Source organism: Streptomyces xiamenensis (genome assembly GCF_000993785.3).
GTDB lineage: Bacteria > Actinomycetota > Actinomycetes > Streptomycetales > Streptomycetaceae > Streptomyces > Streptomyces xiamenensis.
Map to the genome: position 1 here is coordinate 3,028,147 of NZ_CP009922.3, position 15,354 is coordinate 3,043,500.

The following is a 15,354-nucleotide window of genomic DNA, read 5'->3' on the forward strand; positions in this document are numbered from 1 at the left end:
ACGGTACTACCTGTCGTGCGCCGCCTTGACACGTTCGTGCCCTCCGTCCACCATCAGACCGAACGATCGGTCGGTGAGGATCGACGGGAGGACCGCTCCATGACGGACCCGCACACCCATGACCCGCACACCGCGCGACTGACGGAAGCGTTCGAGCGGACACTGGCCGCCGACGAACGGGTGGAGCCGCGCGACTGGATGCCCGACGCGTACCGCGCCACCTTGATCCGGCAGATCGCCCAGCACGCCCACTCCGAGATCATCGGCATGCAGCCCGAGGCGAACTGGATCACCCGCGCCCCCTCGCTGCGCCGCAAGGCGATCCTCATCGCCAAGGTGCAGGACGAGGCCGGGCACGGCCTCTACCTGTACGGCGCCGCCGAGACCCTCGGCGTGGCCCGCGCCGATCTCCTCGACGCGCTGCACGAGGGCCGCCAGCGCTACTCCTCGATCTTCAACTACCCCACCCTCACCTGGGCAGACGTCGGCGCGATCGGCTGGCTGGTGGACGGGGCGGCGATCACCAACCAGGTGCCGCTGTGCCGCTGCTCGTACGGCCCGTACGCGCGCGCCATGGTGCGCGTCTGCAAGGAGGAGTCCTTCCACCAGCGGCAGGGGTACGAACTGCTGCTGGCGCTGGCGCGCGGCACGGACGCGCAGCGCGCGATGGCCCAGGACGCGATCGACCGCTGGTGGTGGCCCTCGCTGATGATGTTCGGGCCGCCGGACGCAGAGTCCCCGCACACGCGGCAGTCGATGGCCTGGAAGATCAAACGGCACTCCAACGACGAACTGCGCCAGCGCTTCGTGGACATCTGCGTCCCGCAGGCCGAGAGCCTCGGGCTGACCCTCCCCGACCCGGCACTGCGCTGGAACGAGGAACGCGGCCACTACGACCACGGGCCCATCGACTGGGCCGAGTTCAAGGCGGTGCTGCGCGGCGCCGGGCCCTGCAACGAGCAACGCCTCGAACAGCGGCGCCGGGCGCACGCCGAGGGCGCCTGGGTGCGCGAGGCCGCCGCCGCCCACGCGGACAAACAACGCGAACGCCGGGCGGAGCAGGAGGTGGTGGCCGTATGAGCGCCGAGGACTGGCCGTTGTGGGAGGTGTTCGTCCGGGGCAGGCGCGGACTCGCGCACACCCACGCCGGAAGCCTGTACGCACCGGACGCCGAACTGGCCCTGCGCAACGCCCGCGACCTGTTCACCCGGCGCGGCGAGGGGATCTCGCTGTGGGTGGTGCCGGCGGCGGCGATCACCGCCTCCTCCCCGGACGAACAGGACCCGTTCTTCGCCCCGGCCGCCGACAAGACCTACCGGCACCCGACCTTCTACACCATCCCGGACGGGGTGAAGCACCTGTGAATCGGGAGGAGTTGCTCGGACTCGGCGACGACGCGCTGATCCTCTCCCACCGGCTGGCCGAGTGGGCGGGCCACGCCCCGGTGCTGGAGGAGGAGGTGGCGCTGGCCAACATCGCCCTCGACCTGCTGGGGCAGGCCCGGGTGCTGCTCTCCCTGGTCGGTGACGAGGACGAACTCGCCTACCGGCGCGACGAACGCGACTTCCGCAACGTCCAGCTGGTCGAGCGGCCCAACGGCGACTTCGCGCACACCATCGTCCGCCAGCTGTACTTCTCGGTGTGGCAGGAGCTGCGGTACGAGCAACTCGCCCCGGTGCTGCCGCTGGCGGCCAAGGCGGTGCGCGAGACCGCCTACCACCGCGACCACGCCGAACTGTGGACGGTGCGGCTCGGCGATGGCACGGCGGAGAGCCACGCGCGCACCCAGCGGGCGGTGGACGCGCTGTGGCCGTACACCAGTGAACTGTTCGACACCAACGAGGAGTTGGCCGAGCCGTGGCGGGAGCGGGTGACCGCCACCCTGAACACCGCGACCCTCACCCCGCCCGAGGGGCCGCCGCCGCGCACCGCCTGGTCGGCGGGCGGCGGGCGGCACGGCATCCACACCGAGCCGTTCGGGCGGCTGCTCGCCGAGATGCAGCACCTGCACCGCAGCCACCCCGGGGCGGTGTGGTGAGCGGGGCGCAGCGGCCCACGGCGGCCGGTACGGCGCCCGGTGTGGTGAGCGAGCGCGAGCGCGAACTGTACGCGGTCGCCGGAGCCGTGCCCGACCCGGAACTGCCCGTCCTCACCCTCGCCGAACTCGGCGTACTGCGCGCCGTCCGGCTGCCCGCCCCCGGCCGCGCCGAGGTGGAACTGACCCCCACCTACACCGGCTGCCCGGCCGTGGAGACCATGGCCGCCGACATCGGCACGGCGCTGCGCGCGGCCGGGGTCGCCGAGGTGGTGGTCCGTACCGTGCTGACCCCGCCGTGGTCCACCGCCGACATCACCGACAGCGGGCGCCGCAAGCTGCGCGCCGCCGGGATCGCCCCGCCCCGGGGCGGTGGCGGCGCCGGAGCGGGCACACCACTCACCCTGGCCATCCACTGCCCGCGCTGCGATGCCGTGGACACCCCGCTGATCAGCCGGTTCTCCGGCACCGCGTGCATGGAGCTGCGGCGCTGCGCCCAGTGCGCCGAGCCCTTCGACCACATGAAGGAGATCTGAGGTGGCTGCCTTTCACCCGCTGCGCATCGCCGCCCGCGAGCAGCTCACCGAGGACGCGGTGGCGCTCACCCTCGCCGTACCCGAGCCGCTGGGCGACATCTTCCGCTACGTACCCGGGCAGCATCTGACGATCCGTCATCACGACGCTTCGGGAGCTGAACTGCGCCGCACGTACTCCGTCTCGGGCCCGGTGCCCCCCGCCGACGGCCCGGTGCGCGAACTGACCATCGGCGTCCGGCACCTGCCCGGCGGCACCTTCTCCGCGCACGCCGTCAAGGACCTCGCGGTGGGCGACACCCTGCATGTTCTGCCCCCGGTGGGCGGGTTCACGCTGCGCGGCGCGGACGGCGGGAGCGGCGGGCACGCGGTCGCCATCACCGGCGGTTCGGGGATCACCCCGGTGCTGTCGATGGCCGCCACCGCCCTGGCCGGCGACCCCGGGGCCCGCTTCACGCTGCTGCGCAGCGAACGCACTGCAGCGGCCACGATGTTCCTCCAGGCGGCGGCCGAACTGAAGGACCGCCACCCCGGACGGCTGCAACTCCTCTACACCCTCACCCGCGAGGAACGGCACACCGGGCCCGCCACCGGACGCCTGGACGCCGGCCGGCTGCGCGCCCTGCTGCCCTCCGTGGTTCCGGTACGGGAGGTGACCGCCTGGTATCTGTGCGGCCCGCAGGGGCTGATCGAGGAGGCGCGTGCGGCGCTGGACGCGCTCGGGGTGGCCCGGGCCCGGGTGCACGCGGAGCTCTTCCACGCCGGTACGGAGCCCGCCGCACCGCCCCCGCCCCCGGCCACCGTGGCCGGCGGGGCGCTGCTGACCGCCACCCTGAACGGCCGCCGCGACACCTGGCCGCCCCGCCCCGCCGAAACGGTGCTGGAGACGACGCTCCGCAACCGCCCCGACGCCCCGTACTCCTGCAAGGGCGGCGTGTGCGGCACCTGCCGCGCGCGGCTGCTCCACGGTGAGGTGCGGATGGCGCGCAACTACGCCCTGGAGGAGGAGGAACTGGCCGCCGGCTACATCCTCCCGTGCCAGTCGCACCCCGTCACCGGCACGGTCGAGGTCGACTACGACGCGTAGCCACGCCGACGCCCGGACAATTCGGCTGCGCCCGTTCCGGCCGCCTGGCAGGATCCGGGGCATGCCGTTCGCCGACGCGTCCCCCGGAGTCACCCTCGCCTACGAGACCTTCGGCGACCCCGCCGATCCGCCGGTGCTGCTGGTGATGGGGTACGCCGCCCAGCTGATCGCCTGGGAGGAGGACTTCTGCCGGGCGCTCGCCGACCGGGGCCACTACGTGATCCGGTACGACAACCGCGACAGCGGCCTGTCCACGACGTTCGACGAGCACCCAGTGGACGTGGGTCGGTTCATGGCCACCGTCGAGGCGGGGGACCTGGACGCCGCCCGCGCGATGGTCCCCTACCGGCTGCGGGACATGGCGGCGGACGGTCTGGGTCTGCTCACCGCGCTCGGCATCGAACGCGCCCATGTGGTCGGCACGTCGATGGGCGGCATGATCGCCCAGACGATGGCCATCGAGCACCCCGAGCGGGTGCTGACGCTGACCTCGATGATGTCCTCGACGGGCGAGAGAGCCTACGGACAGTCCACCCCCGAGGCCCTCGCCGCGCTCTCCCGGCCCGCGCCGGCCGACCGCGCCGGATACATCGCGGCGGCCGAGCGCGCCCTGGTGTGGTCCTCCCGGCGCTACCCGGACCCGGCCGGCCTGCGGGACCTGGCCGCCCGTGGCTACGACCGCGCCCACCGCCCCGAGGCGGCGGGGCGTCAGCTGGGCGCCATCGTGCTGAGTGGTTCCCGCGCGGACGCCCTGCGCACCCTGCGGGTGCCGACCCTGGTCATCCACGGTCTGGACGACACCCTCATCGACCCGAGCGGCGGGCGGCGCACCGCCGAACTGGTCCCCGGCGCCGAACTGTTGCTCATCCCCGGCATGGGGCACGACCGGCCGCGCGAACTGTGGCCGCTGATCACCGGCGCCATCGCCGACCACACGCGACGGGCGGAGCGTCCCTGATGCGCGCGACGGAACGGATGACCCTGCGGGCCTTCACCGAGAACGCGTCCGACGCGGCGCTGGTCCTCGGGCTCGACAGCGACCCCGCCGTGATGCGGTACATCAACGGCGGTCGGCCCAGGACGCCGCAGGACGTACGGGAGCGTGTCCTGCCCCGGCTGGCCCGCCGCTACCCCTGTCTGGGCGGGCGGCCCGGCTTCTGGGCGGCCGAGGACCGCGCGACGGGCGCGTTCCTGGGCTGGTTCGAGCTGCTGCCGGTTGACGGGGACAGCGCCGCCGTCCTCGAACTCGGCTACCGGCTGAACCGTTCCGTCTGGGGCCAGGGGTACGCGACCGAGGGCGCCCGCGCCCTGCTCACCGCCGCCTTCACGGATCTGGGGGCCCGGCGCGTCACCGCGAACACGATGGCGGTCAACGCCGCCTCGCGCCGGGTGATGGAGAAGGCCGGACTGCGCTTCGTCCGCGCCTACTTCGGCGACTGGCCGGAGGCCATCCCCGGCTCCGAGCACGGCGAGGTCGAGTACGCGCTGACGGCGGCACAGGCGGCCGCTACGGGAGATCGCTGACACCGCCCAGATTGCCGGCCATCCGGCGCAGGACGTTGACGGCGGCGGCGTACTCGTCCGCCGGCACCCCCCGGTGGATCTGCTCGTGCGCCGCCCCCAACAGCGCGCGCGCCCGCAGCCGGCCCGCCTCGCCGGCCCCGGTGAGGGTGAACCCCGGGCTTTCCGTCAGCCAGCCGCGCGCCACGAGATCGTCGAAGACCGGCCCGAACTCCGTGCCCGGATCGGCGAACGGCAGCAGCTTGCGCGCCAGCGGGCCGCGCTCCCAGCCGCCCGGGTCGCCCGCGGCGTGGTTCAGCGTCCACCAGTGCGGCTGCGTCAGTCCTTCGGTGGACAGCTCGGCGCGGATCCGGCCCAGGACGGCCCGGCTCACCGCCGTGCTCCAGTAGCCGATGGGCTGGGCCGCCAGTTCTTCGGTGGGGTACTTCCTCAGATCGCTCATGCAGCCGACGCTAGAACCTCAACCTCACTTGAGGTCAACTCCCGTCCAGCACCCGCTGGACCGGACCTCGCGCCCCACGGGTGAACGGACGCGAACCGGAAGACACAGGGGGACCCATGAGTCTCGCGATCGAGACGACAGGGCTGGTGAAGACCCGCCTCGCCCGTCACGAGGATCAGCCCGCCGTGGCTCCCGGCGGACCGGCGTACGGCGGAGCGCAGGACCTCGGCGGGGTGGTCGCGTCCGATCAGTAAGGGATCAGTGGTCATGGTGCGCCCGACGATACGCGGTAATCGAACAAATGTTCCTTCCCTTTGGTCCGCGTGTTGTAGAGGATGGCACGATGCAGCAATCTGACTCCTCCCCCACCACACCCCGCCGGATCGCCGACGCCTACGTCGACCAGCTCGTGGAACTCAACCCGGTCGTCGGCACCCAACTGGGCGTCAACCCCGGCGCGGACGGCTTCCCCGACTACTCGCCGGAGGGCCACGCCGCCCTCGCCACCGTCGAGCGCGACACCCTCACCGCTCTGGACGCCGCCGAACGCGCCGGCCTGGCCGAGTCGGCCGACGAGCGGCGCGCGGCCCGGCTGCTGCGGGAACGGCTGGGCGCCTCGCTCGCCCTGGAGGAGGCGGGCGAGAACCTGCGGCAGGTCAGCAACCTGTTCTCCCCGCTGCAACAGCAGCGCTCCGTCTTCCTGATGATGCCCACCACGACCGACGACGACTGGGCCGTCATCGGCCGCCGCCTGCACAACGTACCGGCGGCGCTGCGCGATTACGCCGAATCGCTGCGCGCGGGCACCGGACGTGGCCTGAACGCCGCGCCCCGCCAGGTCGAGACCGTCATCGAACAGCTAGACGCCTGGCTGGAGTCCGACTGGTACCGCACCTTCGCGGCGAGCGGCCCCGAGGCCCGGCGCGCCGAACTGGCGGCGGCGGCCGACGCCGCGACCGGCGGCCTGGCCGAACTGCGGGCCTACCTGCGCGACGACTACCTGCCCGCCGTGGCCGGCACGCCCGACGCGGTCGGCCGCGAACGCTATCTCCTCTCCGCCCGCCGCTGGACCGGCTCGGACCTGGACCTGGCGGACGCCTACGCCTACGGCTGGGAGGAGTTCCACCGCCTGGAGCGCGAGATGCGCGCGGTGGCCGCCGAGGTCCTGCCCGGGGAGTCGACCTTCGCCGCGATGCACCACCTGGAGAAGAAGGGCCAGGCGATCGACGGCCAGGAGGAGATGCGCCGGTGGCTCCAGGACCTGATGGAGCGCGCCATCGTCGATCTGGACGGTACGCACTTCGACCTCGCCGACCCGATCAAGCGCGTCGAGGCCCGCATCGCCCCGCCCGGCAGCGCCGCCGCCCCGTACTACACCCGGCCCTCCCTGGACTTCGCCCGCCCGGGCCAGACCTGGCTGCCGACGCTGGGCGCGACCCGCTTCCCGGTGTGGAACGTCGTCTCCACCTGGTACCACGAGGGCGTCCCCGGACACCACCTCCAGCTGGCGCAGTGGGTGCTGGTGCAGGAACGGCTCTCGCGCTACCAGGTGAGCGTCGGCTCGGTCAGCGCGGCCACCGAGGGCTGGGCGCTGTACGCGGAGCGGCTGATGGACGAACTCGGCTACCTCACCGACCCGGCGCACCGTCTTGGCTACCTCTCCGGCCAGATGCTGCGCGCGGTGCGGGTCATCATCGACATCGGCATGCACCTGGGGCTGAAGGTCCCGGCCGGTGAGAGCTACCACCCCGGCGAGGTGTGGACCCCACAGCTGGCCACCGAGTTCTTCATGACCCACACCGGCCAGGAGCCCGAGTACACGCGCTCGGAGCTGACCCGCTACCTGGGCATGCCGGGGCAGGCCATCAGCTACAAGCTGGGCGAGCGTGCCTGGCTGGCGGGCCGGGACGCGGCCCGCGCCGCGCGGGGCGAGGCGTTCGACCTGAAGGCGTGGCACATGGCGGCCCTGTCACTCGGCTCGCTCGGCCTGGACGATCTGACGGAGGAGCTCGCCGCGCTGTGACCGCCCGCGTGCCCTGCCCAACGCGTCGTCTCCACGCGCGGTCGGGCAGGGCACGACGGCCTCCGTGACGGCCCCCGCCCGCCTAGAATGGCGCGCGTCGGGGGTGGGGCACGACGGGTGGGACGGGGTGGGGAATGTCCGACTGGGACGCGGAGTGGGCCGCTGCCAAGGAGGCGGCGCGCGAGGAGATCGCGCGCACCCGGCTGAACACGCACGAGGGCGGCGGGGCCGGCGGCAACAGCGGCCTGACGGTGACGGCCGGCGCGAAGGAAGCGGCGGCGGCCTACCTGGAGGAGGAGCTGAAGCCGGCGGTGACCAGGGAAGGCGCCCTCGTGATGGCGGCCTCCGTGCGCTCGGCGGCCCGGATGGCGGGCTGGCGCTCCGCCGCCGGGCTGGCGCACGCGTCCCAGGCATGGGAGCACAAGCTGTCGGCCCTCGGTGAGTGGCTGGAACTGGAGGCGCAGGCGCTGCGAGGGGTATCGCAGGCGTTCGTCCACCAGGAGGCCCAGATCGTGAACGACCTGCAGGCCATCCGCGCGACCCCCATCAACGGGATACCCGACTGACATGGTGTCCTATCGCGAGGTCGCCGAGCAGGACTTCGGCGCGCTGATCTCGGCGGCCGAGTCGTGGGAGCGCGCGGCGGAGGGCTTCGGGGAGGCCGAGGCGGACCACCGTACCCGCGTCTACCACGCCACCAGCGGCAACGCCGAGGTGTGGAGCGGCCTGAGTGCCGACGCGGCCACCGACCGGTTCGCGGCGACCGAACGCGAACTGGCGGCGGCCCAGGAGGAGTGCCGGGGCATCGCGCGGCTGTTGCGGGACGGCGAGGCGGAACTGACCCGGCTGCGCGGCCGGCTGATGTCGCTGGTGGAGGAGGCGAGGGCGGCGGGCTTCGCCGTGAACGCCGACGGCCACGTGTCGGTCGCCGACCGGCAGCCGAACGACCCGGAGACGCAGCGGCTCGACGAGGTCGCCGCCGAATGGCGTCTGGAACTGGACCGGGCGGTGTCGCTGGTGGCGGCGGCGGATGTGAGCCTGGCCCTGGAGCTGAAGGACGCGACAACCGGCCTGGACCTCATGGGCGGTGGGATCTTCAACGGTGCCGCGCTGACGGACGCGCAGGTCCCGCCGGGGAAGCAGGCGGCGGAACTGGCCCTGCGGCTCAACGAGCAGGGCGAGCTCTCCGAGCAGGAGTGGTTCGAGCTGAACCAGCTGATGGCCAGCCACGCGGACGACGCGGCGTTCAACCGCCACCTGCTGACGGAACTGGGAGCCGACGGCCTGCTCGCGCTGTCCGCCCAGGTGGCGGGCCACTTGGGCGACGGCGGCGACGAGGAATCCCGCCGGCGCTACGCCATCCTCGAACAGCGCCTCGCGAACACGGTGGCGGTGGCCACCCAGACCCCGGCCCTGGACGGGGGAATCCCGTACGGACAGTGGATCCACACGGAGGAAGGCCGGTTCTACGAGGGCTGGATGACCGACCTGCGCGAGGCGGGCACCACGCGCTATCCCGCCCCGGGGCTGACCGACCACAGTGTGACCGGCTACCAACTCCTGGCCACCGTGCTGTCCTCGGGCGAGGGTTACCCGGACCGTTTCCTCCGGGACCTGGCCGACGACATCCGTACGGCGGAGGACCCCTCTCGCGGCGGAAGCCAGGACATCTGGCAGCAGCGTGCCGAGGAGGGAAACGTCGACGGTCTGAGCGCCGCGGAACTGGATCGCTTCGCCCTGGACCCTCTGGACGCCGTTCTCGGCCTCATGGCGGCAGCACCGGACACGTCGGCCGCCTACCTCGACCCGGACGCCAACGACAACCTGGACTACTTCCTGCACGACCGGAAGTGGAACCATCTCGTGCACTACGGCGAGATGGACATGAACGACCACGCCTACGGCGGGGGAGACAGCATCACGGCGCGGCCCACCGAGCCGGACGGAGCCCGCGACGGCCTGGTCAACGCCTTGGAGGCGGCGACCACCGGCATCCCCATGGGCACCGACTCCCCACCGGCGGACCGCGCCCTGAACCGCACGGAGGAGGGCGCCCGTGTGATGGAACATCTTGTCGCCGCCTTCTCGGAGGACGAGGGCGCGCTGATCGCGGATGACGGCGACTGGTCCTTCATGCGGCCGGAACTGGGGCGGATGACGGCTGCGTACGTGGGTGACTTCCAATTCGCGGTCGGTGGCAAGATCGAAGTGATGCCCATTCCGGATCCGAGGCTGGATCTGGAGGGAGTAAAGGTGGACAAATTCCTCGGCCAGCTGGGGAGAGATCCAGATGCCTATGGATACCTGACGACGGCCCAGCAGGCCTATACTGCGGCTACCGTCGACTACGCGCTGAATTCCTCCGCCGGGTCCGATGCGATTCTGGAGCAGCGGCTGGAACATGCTGTCGCTCCTGGGGCAATGATGGCTGGAATCCTCGCAGAGGCCCGCGCTCAAGCCGTGTACGCGGACGGCGTTGCCGCGGATGAGGAGTACAACCAAAAGGTCGAATCTGCCCTTGAGTTCTCCGGCCTGATTCTCGACGAAGTGGCATCCAAGGTTGCCGACTCGCTTCCGGTGGGAGGCTCCTTCATCAGTTGGGGAGTGGAGCAGCTGAACGATGCAGTCGTTGATTCGCTTGTACGGGACAACAGTGCGGCGGTCGCTGATGATGTGGACAGCGCGTACCGCCAGTGGCGTCAGGAGGCGATCGACGCTGCGGTCAGGGCGGTTGAAATCTCTGGTGCATCCCACAGCGACGATATGCGCCAGCACTTCGGAAACTCGGTGAATCTTGACGTTCAGCAGTTTTTTCATACCAAGATCAGCTGGGACCCCGGGGGTATGCCGAACGATGAATCGTGACCTGCGTCGCGCCTGGATCGGATTTTCCGTTGCATCGGCTGCGCTCTTGCTCTCCGCGTGCAGCAGCGGTCCAGCCGAGAGGAATTATTCCCTTCCCGATACCATGTGCGGTCTGGACCTGCCGGAAAATCTCTACGATCCGGTCTTCCCGCCGGGGAGTGAGAAAGAAGTGCTCGATTCCTTCGAGAAGTACGGTGGTTTGTTCGCTGGTCGTTCTTGCGTCATAGAGGTGGACGGAGAAGTCGCCATCAGGTCCGAGACCACGGCCGGGGGCGACTTTCAGACCGTCATCGCGAGGGAGGGTGTGACCGTCGAGGAGGCCGAAGGGAGGCCTGTGGCAGGAGAGTTCGAGGCGATGGTCTGGCCCGGTCTTGCCGTCGCCAAGGCCCCGTGCACCGTACCGGTCAACTCGGATCACAACATGATGGAGGGCTTTCTGGTCTATCTCCAGGTAAGTCACCCGAAGGACGACGAGGAATCCGTCGAGGTCCTCTCCCGGCTGATCCAGCCCTACATGGCCGCCGCCATCGACGGCGTGCCCTGTGAGGAGCGCGCCGGCTAGGGTCTGGCCGGCGCGCCGGGACGGGGGAGAGTGCGGTTCAGCGTCCCGTCGGGTACTCCGGCAGGGTCAGGGACGAGTGCGTCGCCCGTCGCGCCTCGGCGTCCGCCGTCGCCAGTTCCTTCGCCATCGCCTCCGGGTCGCGGAGCAGCGCGTTGCGGGCGTCAAGCTGGGCACGCGTCGTCGGTATGACGATCGTGCCGCCGCCGGTGGACAGCGCCTGGTTGCGCTCCGCGAAGGGGCGCATCCGGCGCTCGTACGCCGCGAAGGCCTCGGCGTGGTCCGCGTGCGAGGCGAGTTCGCCGGCCAGGACGTAGGCGCCGACGAGCGCGACGCTCGACCCCTGTCCGGAGAGGAAGGACGTCGCGTGCGCCGCGTCGCCCGCCAGCGCGACCCGCCCGCGGGACCAGGCGGGCATGTGGATCTGGCTCACGATGTCGAAGAAGAGGTCCTCGGACGCCCGCATCGCCGCCACCAGCCGTGGCACCTGCCACACCTGCTCGGGGAACTGCGAGGCGACCAGATCGCGTTGGGCGCGCGGGTCGCGGAACGCCTCGAAGGGCGGGGTGTCGCGCGCGAAGATGAGGAATCCGTGCACGGGCTCGGAGGGCTCGTAGGCGTACGTGACCGCGCTGCGTCCCGGCTCACTCCAGATGAACGCCTCGTGCGAGAAGCCGGGTTCGTTGGGCAGGGTGAAGCCCGCGAAGACGTGCCCGAGGTAGCGGTGGAAGGGCTCCTCGGGCCCGAAGACCAGCCGGCGGGTGTTCGAGTGCAGTCCGTCCGCGCCGATCACGAGGTCGAACGTGCGGCGCGTGCCGCTGTCCAGGACGACGTGCACGGCGTCCCCGTCGTCCTCCAGCGTGGCGATCGAGTCGCCGAAGAGGAACTCGACGCGGTCCCGCAGCGGCGCGTAGAGGGCGTCGGCCAGGTCGCCGCGCCGGACCTCGAGGTCCTGGCCGCTCTCGCCGCCGGTCACCTGCTCGGGCTGCACCGCGCCGACCGTGTCCCCGGCGGCGTCGAGGAAGCAGACCCGGTGGGTGTCGATGTGGGCCTTGCGCAGTCGCGGCAGCAGGCCCATGCGGTCCACGACCTCCCGGGCCGTGCCGCGGATGTCGATCGCGTAGCCGCCGCCGCGGACGGCGGTGGCCTTCTCGAGGACGGTCACCTCGAAGCCGTACCGGTCGAGCCAGTAGGCGAGGGTGGGACCGGCGATGCTGGCCCCGGAGATCAGGACGCGGCGGGGGGCGGACGTGGACGTCGGGTGCGTCATGGGAATGGCACCTTTCCGCCGGGCGGACCCGGCACGGAGGCGGTACGCGGCACGCCCCGGAGGACGGCCACAAATACGTACCTTAGGTATCCTTTATGAGGCCGTGAGGCGCTCTTCTGCGCCGCGGCTTCGTCCCCAACGATATAGATACCTAACTCAGGTATGCAAATGGAGGTGCCATGACCCCCGAGTCCCCCGGGGAGCCCGCGCCCGGGCTCTCGCCCGACGACCTGCTCGCCGTGCTGCCCCGGATCACCCGGCTCAGCTCCGCGTTCAACAAGGGCCGGCTCATCGAGCGTGCCGTGGAGGCCGCCGGTCCCTCCCTGGACCGCCCCGCCGTGGGGGTGCTGGTCTCCCTGCTCGCGGCCGGGGAGCCCTTGCGCATCGGGGAGATCGCCGACCGCATGCAGGTCGTGGGCCCGCACGTCACCCGTCAGGTCCAGGCCCTGGAGAGGCGCCGCCTCGTGCGGCGCATCGCCGACCCCCTCGACCGCCGGGCGAGCCTCATCGAGCCGACGGAGACGGGTAACGAGGCCGCACGCCGCTATGTCGCCTCGGTGCTCGGCTGGCTCGCCGAGGTCCTCGCCGACTGGCCCCGGCAGGACCGCGATGACCTCCTCCGCCTTCTCGCCCGCTTCGCCGACGACGTGTTGGCCCGGCTGGCACTGCCGGAGGAGGGGGAGGGGGGGCAGGGGTAGGGGGTGGCGTGCACGGTGCTGCCGCCTGCCCGTCGACCGGCGTCCGGGGCGCCCGGGCCGGGGTCGGTCCGCGCCCGTTCCGTCCGTTCCCGTCCGTTCCCGTCCGTTCGTGCCGGTCGTCCGCGCGGCGGCGGTGTGCGTGCGGAGTCTGGGGGAAGGGTTGCGCGGCGCCCCGCACCCGTCGGGCATGACAAGCTGTGCTGTCTCACCCCGAACCGCAGGAGGTCATCATGACCGCAGAGAACGTGTCCCCGGAAGGTTCGGAGCCGGACGCCGCCCCCGAGGCCGCCCCGCTCGCGCCGGACAGCGGCGGCAACGACGACCTCAAGCGCAGGTTCCGCGAAGCGCTGGAGCGCAAGAGCGGTACCCAGGCGAACGCCGCCGAGGCCGGCGGCAATCCCGGCGCGGCGAAGGTGCGTGCGGCGCACGGCCCGGCCGCGAGTCAGCGCTCGTTCCGCCGCAAGAGCGGCGGCTGAGCCGTGACGGGCGCCTGACCGGCCCCGCGCAAGGCGCCCGACGGCGGAGAACCGAGTCGGGCGCCTTTTCGCGCTGCCTGAGGGAGCGACCCGGCCGTGGCGGACTGGCTGCCCGGCCCGGTCCAGGGGGAGGGCATCGACGGCTCCGCGATCACGGTGCACCAGTTGCTCCAGCACACCAGTGGGTTCATGACCCGCGACGGCATCACCGAGCACGGCACCCGCGGCGTCGTGCTGTCCGTCAACACCACCACGCCGGTGCCGGAGGGCGACGCCACCCGCGCGCTCATCGAGAACGCGCTGTGTTCCTGACCTCCAGATGTGCCAGCAGGTGTTCGGTGGCGGCGGTGATGTCCGAGATCGCCGCCTCGAACACCTCCTTGTTGTGCGCCGCCGGCTCGCGGAAGCCGCTCACCTTGCGTACGTACTGCCGTGCCGCCGCCTCGATGTCGCCCTCCGTCACCTCGGGGGTCATCGGGGGCCGCAGGGTCTTGATGCTTCTGCACATGTCTCCAGTGTGCCGCGCCCCACTGACAACGCCACGGCCCTGTGGCCCGGCGGACCGGTTCGCGGAGTTCGCACAGCCGAACAGCCTCGGCTCACCGCCTCACAACACAAGCGCGCAATAGTCCACAGGCGGCCCGCCATCGTCCACACGGTTCCGCCCTAGCATCGAGGCATTGCTCCACGGCATCAGGTCATCACTCCCTGTATGCCGAGCCGCGCGACCAATCCTCCCACCCCCCACACCGGACGGAGAATCGCATGCGCAGGACGAGCGCAAGGTTCAAGCTGGCATCGGTCGCGGCCATCGCGACCGCCGTGGCGACGCTGGGCGCACTGACCGCCTCCAGCGGATCGGCCGCCGAAGTACCGCAGGACACCGTGTCGACCCTCGCCGTCGGCAGCCCCACCGGCTTCGGGGCCGGCACCACCGGCGGTGCGGGCGGCACCACGGTGACCGTCACCAACGCCAGCCAGTTCACCGAGGCCGTGCAGCGCTCCGGCGCGGTCCAGGTCCGGGTCAACGGCACGATCTCGCTCAGCTCGATGACCAAGGTCTCCGCCAACACGAGCATCCTCGGGGTCGGCACCAGCGGCCGGATCACCGGCAGCGGCCTCAACGTGAGCGGCGTCAGCAACGTCATCATCCAGAACCTGACCTTCTCCGGTTCGAACGACGACGCCATCAACATCGAGAACTCGACCCGGGTCTGGGTCGACCACAACACGCTGTCCAGCGCCTACGACGGCCTCGTGGACATCAAGCGGGCCTCGGACAACATCACCGTCTCCTGGAACCGCGTCTTCAGTCACGACAAGACCATGCTGCTGGGCCACGACGACGGCAACGCCTCCCAGGACCGGGGCAAGCTGCGGGTCAGCTACCACCACAACTGGTTCGACGGCACCAACCAGCGCAACCCCCGGGTCCGCTTCGGCAACCCGGTGCACGTGTACAACAACTACTACGGCGGGGTGACCAGTTACGGGGTCGCCTCCACCAAGGAAGCCGGCGTCCTGGTCGAGGGCAACTACTTCGAGAACACCAAGGACCCCTTCCACCTCGGTGAGGGCTCGTCCCCGGCCGGCACCCTGGTCGCCCGCAACAACCACTTCGTCAACTCCGGTTCGGGCCAGGCCGGCGGTTCGGTGAACGGCATCCCGTACGGCTACAGCCTCGACGCGGCGTCCAGCGTCAAGTCGATCGTCCAGTCGGGCGCGGGCGCCGGGAAGATCTGACGCCCGTATCCACTCCGTACGACCCCGCATGACCCCGCATGACCCCGCGCCGTCACGCACCACCCGTACCCGGACAGGCCATGGCCTTGTCCGGGTACGGTC

The 15,354-nt window shown here is 71.4% G+C and carries 19 protein-coding genes; 16 read left to right on the forward strand and 3 right to left on the reverse strand.

Annotated elements, in window-relative coordinates; translation table 11 throughout:
* The first annotated feature begins 99 nt into the window (after window positions 1–99).
* The 7 genes from paaA to SXIM_RS13875 all read left to right on the forward strand — a co-directional run bounded on the left by paaA (window position 100) and on the right by SXIM_RS13875 (window position 5,179).
* Window positions 100–1,080, forward strand: coding sequence for a 1,2-phenylacetyl-CoA epoxidase subunit PaaA (paaA, locus tag SXIM_RS13845; RefSeq protein WP_046724188.1), 981 nt, complete (start codon window positions 100–102; stop codon window positions 1,078–1,080).
* Window positions 1,077–1,364, forward strand: a complete 288-nt coding sequence (gene paaB / locus SXIM_RS13850; protein ID WP_030732874.1) for a 1,2-phenylacetyl-CoA epoxidase subunit PaaB — start codon at window positions 1,077–1,079, stop codon at window positions 1,362–1,364. The genes paaA and paaB overlap by 4 nt, the downstream gene beginning before the upstream one ends.
* Window positions 1,361–2,038: a 1,2-phenylacetyl-CoA epoxidase subunit PaaC gene (gene paaC, locus SXIM_RS13855; RefSeq protein WP_046724190.1), complete on the forward strand. Its 678-nt coding sequence runs from the start codon at window positions 1,361–1,363 to the stop codon at window positions 2,036–2,038. Before paaB ends, paaC begins: the two co-directional genes overlap by 4 nt.
* Entirely contained in the window at window positions 2,035–2,571 is a 537-nt protein-coding gene (paaD, locus tag SXIM_RS13860) for a 1,2-phenylacetyl-CoA epoxidase subunit PaaD (RefSeq protein WP_375877979.1), read from the forward strand. The genes paaC and paaD overlap by 4 nt, the downstream gene beginning before the upstream one ends.
* Window position 2,572: 1 nt before the next feature.
* Entirely contained in the window at window positions 2,573–3,655 is a 1,083-nt protein-coding gene (locus SXIM_RS13865) for a 2Fe-2S iron-sulfur cluster-binding protein (protein WP_046724191.1), read from the forward strand.
* Window positions 3,656–3,716: 61 nt separating this feature from the next.
* Window positions 3,717–4,613 (forward strand): alpha/beta fold hydrolase, encoded by an 897-nt coding sequence (locus tag SXIM_RS13870; protein WP_046724193.1) that lies wholly within the window; start codon window positions 3,717–3,719, stop codon window positions 4,611–4,613.
* On the forward strand, window positions 4,613–5,179 hold the full coding sequence (locus SXIM_RS13875; protein WP_046724195.1) for a GNAT family N-acetyltransferase: 567 nt from the start codon (window positions 4,613–4,615) through the stop codon (window positions 5,177–5,179). Before SXIM_RS13870 ends, SXIM_RS13875 begins: the two co-directional genes overlap by 1 nt.
* On the opposite strand, the gene SXIM_RS13880 is transcribed toward SXIM_RS13875, so the two are convergent.
* A complete protein-coding gene (locus SXIM_RS13880) occupies window positions 5,163–5,618 on the reverse strand; it encodes a MarR family winged helix-turn-helix transcriptional regulator (protein ID WP_046724197.1) in 456 nt (151 codons plus the stop codon). The two genes, SXIM_RS13875 and SXIM_RS13880, sit on opposite strands and share 17 nt — an antisense overlap.
* Before the next feature lie 116 nt (window positions 5,619–5,734).
* On the opposite strand from SXIM_RS13880, the gene SXIM_RS27430 reads away from it, so the two are divergent.
* The 5 genes from SXIM_RS27430 to SXIM_RS13900 all read left to right on the forward strand — a co-directional run bounded on the left by SXIM_RS27430 (window position 5,735) and on the right by SXIM_RS13900 (window position 11,068).
* Window positions 5,735–5,872, forward strand: coding sequence for a hypothetical protein (locus SXIM_RS27430; protein ID WP_168222768.1), 138 nt, complete (start codon window positions 5,735–5,737; stop codon window positions 5,870–5,872).
* 89 nt (window positions 5,873–5,961) lie between these two features.
* On the forward strand, window positions 5,962–7,641 hold the full coding sequence (locus tag SXIM_RS13885; protein ID WP_046724199.1) for a DUF885 domain-containing protein: 1,680 nt from the start codon (window positions 5,962–5,964) through the stop codon (window positions 7,639–7,641).
* 134 nt (window positions 7,642–7,775) lie between these two features.
* Window positions 7,776–8,207: a hypothetical protein gene (locus tag SXIM_RS13890; RefSeq protein ID WP_046724200.1), complete on the forward strand. Its 432-nt coding sequence runs from the start codon at window positions 7,776–7,778 to the stop codon at window positions 8,205–8,207.
* A gap of 1 nt (window position 8,208) precedes the next feature.
* Complete coding sequence (locus SXIM_RS13895; RefSeq protein ID WP_046724201.1) at window positions 8,209–10,506, forward strand: hypothetical protein; 2,298 nt, start codon at window positions 8,209–8,211, stop codon at window positions 10,504–10,506.
* The gene (locus tag SXIM_RS13900) at window positions 10,496–11,068 is read left to right on the forward strand and encodes a hypothetical protein (RefSeq protein WP_148236112.1); all 573 of its coding nucleotides are present in this window, start codon (window positions 10,496–10,498) and stop codon (window positions 11,066–11,068) included. Before SXIM_RS13895 ends, SXIM_RS13900 begins: the two co-directional genes overlap by 11 nt.
* Window positions 11,069–11,105: 37 nt before the next feature.
* Here the strand turns inward: SXIM_RS13900 and SXIM_RS13905 are convergent, their stop codons facing one another.
* Entirely contained in the window at window positions 11,106–12,335 is a 1,230-nt protein-coding gene (locus SXIM_RS13905; protein WP_046724203.1) for an FAD-dependent monooxygenase, read from the reverse strand.
* A gap of 179 nt (window positions 12,336–12,514) precedes the next feature.
* Between SXIM_RS13905 and SXIM_RS13910 the strand changes: the two genes are divergently transcribed.
* The 3 genes from SXIM_RS13910 (at window position 12,515) to SXIM_RS28815 (ending at window position 13,821) form a co-directional block, all read left to right on the forward strand.
* Window positions 12,515–13,033 carry a MarR family winged helix-turn-helix transcriptional regulator gene (locus SXIM_RS13910; RefSeq protein WP_046724204.1) on the forward strand — a complete coding sequence of 173 codons (519 nt, stop codon included), beginning with the start codon at window positions 12,515–12,517 and terminating at the stop codon, window positions 13,031–13,033.
* A 230-nt stretch (window positions 13,034–13,263) separates the two neighbouring features.
* Complete coding sequence (locus tag SXIM_RS13915) at window positions 13,264–13,509, forward strand: DUF5302 domain-containing protein (RefSeq protein ID WP_030732907.1); 246 nt, start codon at window positions 13,264–13,266, stop codon at window positions 13,507–13,509.
* A 96-nt stretch (window positions 13,510–13,605) separates the two neighbouring features.
* On the forward strand, window positions 13,606–13,821 hold the full coding sequence (locus SXIM_RS28815; RefSeq protein WP_046724205.1) for a hypothetical protein: 216 nt from the start codon (window positions 13,606–13,608) through the stop codon (window positions 13,819–13,821).
* Here SXIM_RS28815 and SXIM_RS13925 read toward each other — a convergent pair.
* Window positions 13,796–14,017: a DUF2277 domain-containing protein gene (locus tag SXIM_RS13925; protein ID WP_030732910.1), complete on the reverse strand. Its 222-nt coding sequence runs from the start codon at window positions 14,015–14,017 to the stop codon at window positions 13,796–13,798. The two genes, SXIM_RS28815 and SXIM_RS13925, sit on opposite strands and share 26 nt — an antisense overlap.
* A gap of 257 nt (window positions 14,018–14,274) precedes the next feature.
* On the opposite strand from SXIM_RS13925, the gene SXIM_RS13930 reads away from it, so the two are divergent.
* The gene (locus tag SXIM_RS13930; protein ID WP_030732913.1) at window positions 14,275–15,252 is read left to right on the forward strand and encodes a pectate lyase family protein; all 978 of its coding nucleotides are present in this window, start codon (window positions 14,275–14,277) and stop codon (window positions 15,250–15,252) included.
* Window positions 15,253–15,354 lie beyond the last annotated feature (102 nt).

What these genes read in the sequence shown, in the direction of transcription:
- SXIM_RS13900 (WP_148236112.1), top strand. Translation starts at nt 10,496, where the DNA reads ATGAATCGTGACCTGCGTCGCGCCTGGATCGGATTTTCCGTTGCATCG.
- SXIM_RS13890 (WP_046724200.1), top strand. Translation starts at nt 7,776, where the DNA reads ATGTCCGACTGGGACGCGGAGTGGGCCGCTGCCAAGGAGGCGGCGCGC.
- SXIM_RS13910 (WP_046724204.1), top strand. Translation starts at nt 12,515, where the DNA reads ATGACCCCCGAGTCCCCCGGGGAGCCCGCGCCCGGGCTCTCGCCCGAC.
- SXIM_RS13905 (WP_046724203.1), bottom strand. Translation starts at nt 12,335, where the DNA reads ATGACGCACCCGACGTCCACGTCCGCCCCCCGCCGCGTCCTGATCTCC.
- paaA (WP_046724188.1), top strand. Translation starts at nt 100, where the DNA reads ATGACGGACCCGCACACCCATGACCCGCACACCGCGCGACTGACGGAA.
- SXIM_RS13925 (WP_030732910.1), bottom strand. Translation starts at nt 14,017, where the DNA reads ATGTGCAGAAGCATCAAGACCCTGCGGCCCCCGATGACCCCCGAGGTG.
- SXIM_RS13885 (WP_046724199.1), top strand. Translation starts at nt 5,962, where the DNA reads ATGCAGCAATCTGACTCCTCCCCCACCACACCCCGCCGGATCGCCGAC.
- SXIM_RS13930 (WP_030732913.1), top strand. Translation starts at nt 14,275, where the DNA reads ATGCGCAGGACGAGCGCAAGGTTCAAGCTGGCATCGGTCGCGGCCATC.
- SXIM_RS13870 (WP_046724193.1), top strand. Translation starts at nt 3,717, where the DNA reads ATGCCGTTCGCCGACGCGTCCCCCGGAGTCACCCTCGCCTACGAGACC.
- SXIM_RS13880 (WP_046724197.1), bottom strand. Translation starts at nt 5,618, where the DNA reads ATGAGCGATCTGAGGAAGTACCCCACCGAAGAACTGGCGGCCCAGCCC.
- SXIM_RS27430 (WP_168222768.1), top strand. Translation starts at nt 5,735, where the DNA reads ATGAGTCTCGCGATCGAGACGACAGGGCTGGTGAAGACCCGCCTCGCC.
- SXIM_RS13915 (WP_030732907.1), top strand. Translation starts at nt 13,264, where the DNA reads ATGACCGCAGAGAACGTGTCCCCGGAAGGTTCGGAGCCGGACGCCGCC.
- SXIM_RS13875 (WP_046724195.1), top strand. Translation starts at nt 4,613, where the DNA reads ATGCGCGCGACGGAACGGATGACCCTGCGGGCCTTCACCGAGAACGCG.
- SXIM_RS13895 (WP_046724201.1), top strand. Translation starts at nt 8,209, where the DNA reads ATGGTGTCCTATCGCGAGGTCGCCGAGCAGGACTTCGGCGCGCTGATC.
- paaB (WP_030732874.1), top strand. Translation starts at nt 1,077, where the DNA reads ATGAGCGCCGAGGACTGGCCGTTGTGGGAGGTGTTCGTCCGGGGCAGG.